General features: G+C 43.5%; 2 protein-coding genes and 1 pseudogene. 2 read left to right on the top strand and 1 reads right to left on the bottom strand.

Going from position 1 to position 3,163, the window contains the following annotated elements; translation table 11 throughout:
• Positions 1 to 459, top strand: a pseudogene (locus HP456_RS21905) (TIGR00366 family protein); the annotation flags it as partial.
• A 477-nt stretch (positions 460 to 936) separates the two neighbouring features.
• Here HP456_RS21905 and HP456_RS21910 read toward each other — a convergent pair.
• Positions 937 to 2,649 carry an NAD-dependent malic enzyme gene (locus HP456_RS21910; protein ID WP_172255062.1) on the bottom strand — a complete coding sequence of 571 codons (1,713 nt, stop codon included), beginning with the start codon at positions 2,647 to 2,649 and terminating at the stop codon, positions 937 to 939.
• A 379-nt stretch (positions 2,650 to 3,028) separates the two neighbouring features.
• Here HP456_RS21910 and HP456_RS21915 point away from each other — a divergent pair.
• Positions 3,029 to 3,163 (top strand): TetR/AcrR family transcriptional regulator (locus tag HP456_RS21915; RefSeq protein WP_312857802.1); only part of this gene is annotated, 135 nt, incomplete at its 3' end.

A 3,163-nucleotide genomic window follows, 5' to 3' on the forward strand; every position in this document is an offset into this window, starting at 1 on the left:
GGATTAGTATACGGCGCATTGATTATCGGGATGGCCCGATCGATTGTTGTCATCTTAGAAGACGGCAGGATTCTTGATACCGTCGTTGAAGGGATGGCCACCATGATGACCCCATTCACCAATGTGGGGGGAGCATTGGTTATGTTCGCAGCCAATTTAATCTTCAATATTCTTGTTTCCTCGGGTAGTGGACAGGCTGTTATCGTGATGCCCATCATGACTCCTCTTGCAGATTTAATGGAAATTCCTCGACAAGTGGCGGTTCAGGCGTACAAAATGGGTGATGGATTTACGAATACGATAACACCAACATCTGGCATACTCATGGCGAATCTGGCGATAGCGGGGATCTCCTGGACTAAATGGATTCGGTTTATGATGCCCTTGTTGTTAATTTGGATTGTGTTAGGTTCTATCTTTTTGACAATCGGGGTTATGATGAACTGGGGTCCGTTTTAAGGTGAATTTGAAGGTCAATGACTTTGTTTAATGAGAAAAAGCTGGAACAAAAAAGGTTGAATAAAACCCGAACTAATTTGAATTTAAGGATTCAAATTAGTTCGGGTTTTTATTAACTTTGTTCAAATGTCCATTTTGTTTTCAACTTATTCCAGCGGTTGATTGGAGTGCAAGACGAAGACTCCTGCGGGAAAGTAGCTTATGCGAGACCCCACAGGAGCGAACGCGACGAGGAGGCTCACGGGCTACCCGCGGAAAGCGAAGTCTTGCACGGAAATCATTAGCGGTATTTAGAGTCATCACAGAAAATGTTCGTCTTTAGGTAGTTGTATCTTAGGGTTGTCCCAGCTCTTTGCTGTTTTATTGATTTTAATGCTGCTGAACATAAGTGTTTATTTCAACCCAACCGCACAGCCAATGATGGTCAAAGTGAAACAGATTCATGTGTTTGAAAAAGGATCTAACGATATGTTTCCTTTAATCGTGGTTGAGGCTTGTCCAGTTACCGATGTATTTGATCACCTTGTATTCCGGCTCCCAAACTGCATCGACCACTGCTTTTTCTACATTTGTGATTTCTGCTCGGGCCACTCCTTCTTCGATGGCTGCTTTCGCTACTTCAACGGCTACCCCGATCGAGACAGCATGTAATTTCTCAATGGAAGGGAGGAGTGATGCGCCTGGTGTGCTGCTGTCACACATTTTGGCTACCGCATTCGCAGCAGCAGTGAACATTCCCTTGGAAATGATTTCAGCTTTGGCCACGATGGCTCCGAGTCCCAGTCCAGGGAATACAAATGCGTTGTTGGACTGTCCAATTTCATAAGAGACACCGTTGTATTCTACATTGGCAAATGGGCTTCCCGTGGCAATTAAAGCTTTGCCGTCTGTCCATTTGATCAGGTTTTCCGGGATGGCTTCAGCCAAATCTGTTGGATTGGACATAGGCATGATGATCGGACGCTCTACGTGCTTAGCCATTTCTTTGACAATATCCTCCTTGAAGGCGCCTGCCTGTCCTGAAGTTCCGATTAGAATGGTAGGCTTCACCTTCCGGATTACTTCCTTTAATGAAATAATTCCATCTTCATTTCGATCCCAGCCATTCACTTCTTCTGCTTCCCTTGCATACGGCTTCTGGAACGCAAGGACATCCTGCATTTCATCCGTCAGTAATCCCCGGTAATCAATTGCCCAGAAACGGTCATACGCTTCTTCTCTGGTCATCCCCTCAAGTACCATAGCATCCACCATTTGGTCAGCATTGCCGATTCCCGCTGCACCTGGTCCGAAGACAACAATGCGCTGATCCTTCATGGATGCTCCCGTTACCTTTAATGCAGACATAACGGCTGCAAGGGTAACAGCACCCGTTCCCTGGATATCATCATTGAAGGTAAGGATTTTGTCTCCGTATTCCTCCATGATCATCCTCGCATTCACATTGCCAAGGTCCTCCCAGTGAAGAAGAACTTCCGGGAAGAATTTTCGTGCTGTATGAATGAATAAGTCGATAAATTCGTCATAGCGGTCCCCGCGGACACGGGCGAATTTATTGCCGATATAGATAGGATCATCAACCAGTTCCTGATTGTTCGTACCCACATCGAGTACCACCGGCAGAACGCGGCTTGGATCAATACCGGCTGCCGCTGTGTATACGGCAAGTTTACCAATGGCAATATTGATTCCGCCTACTCCCTGGTCTCCGATACCGAGGATGCTTTCAGAGTCGGTAACCACGATTAAATCAATGTCATTCTTTGCGTGTCCAAGATTATGAAAGGCTTTTTCAATGCCTTCCGGATCTTCAATAGAAAGATATAAGCCGCCGGGACGGCGATAGCTGTGAGAATAAGCCTGGATGGCTTCGCCCACTGTAGGTGTATAAATGACCGGGAGCATTTCAGCCAGGTGTTCCTTCAACAGCCGGTAAAACAGCACCACATTGCGATTATACAAATCATAAAGCAGACCGTTTTTAAATAAATTCGTGGTCCGCATCGAATATTGCTCATAGACTCTCTTCACTTGTTCATCGAGGGTAAGGACCTGAGGAGGAAGCAGTCCGTCAAGGCCAAGATCCTCCCTTTCCTCTTTAGTAAAAGCTGTTCCTTTATTCAAAAAAGGATTGGAGAGGATCTCTTTTCCTTTCAATGTCGTTATGAGGATGTTCTCTGGTGTATTCATCAATCTTCCTTCTTTCTATTAAATAGCCTAATTGACAACTTGCAGCAAATGTCTTTTTTCCGTACATATCAATGGTAATAATGTCTACCTTATTCCTCTAGGTTATGTAACTTATATACCCATTTTGTAATTAATAAAAGCAGGCAGTTTTTCATCTGTATCTCTAACCATTCATTCAGCGTTAAGTTCCTGAAATAAATGCTTCATACATCGTTCACCAACTATGCTTATGGAGAAAAAGTTTGTCCGGATGATTAATGAAAAAGAAGTGATTTATTCTTATTTTCAGTAATATAATAATGGTGTTGACCACATTGGTCATTGTTTGATATATTTAAAATGACCAATTTGGTCATTAGTGGATGAAGGAGTGAACCCCATCAATACTAAATTTTTCAATTTGAATATCGACAAACAAGAACGAATTATCAATGCAGCCATGCAGGAATTTGTTAAAGCAGGTTTTGAAAAAGCGTCAACAAATGAAATCGTAAAGGAGGCGCAAATATCCAAA

Origin of the sequence: Bacillus haikouensis, assembly GCF_013179555.1 — a bacterium.
Classification (GTDB): Bacteria; Bacillota; Bacilli; order Bacillales; family Bacillaceae_B; genus Rossellomorea; species Rossellomorea haikouensis_A.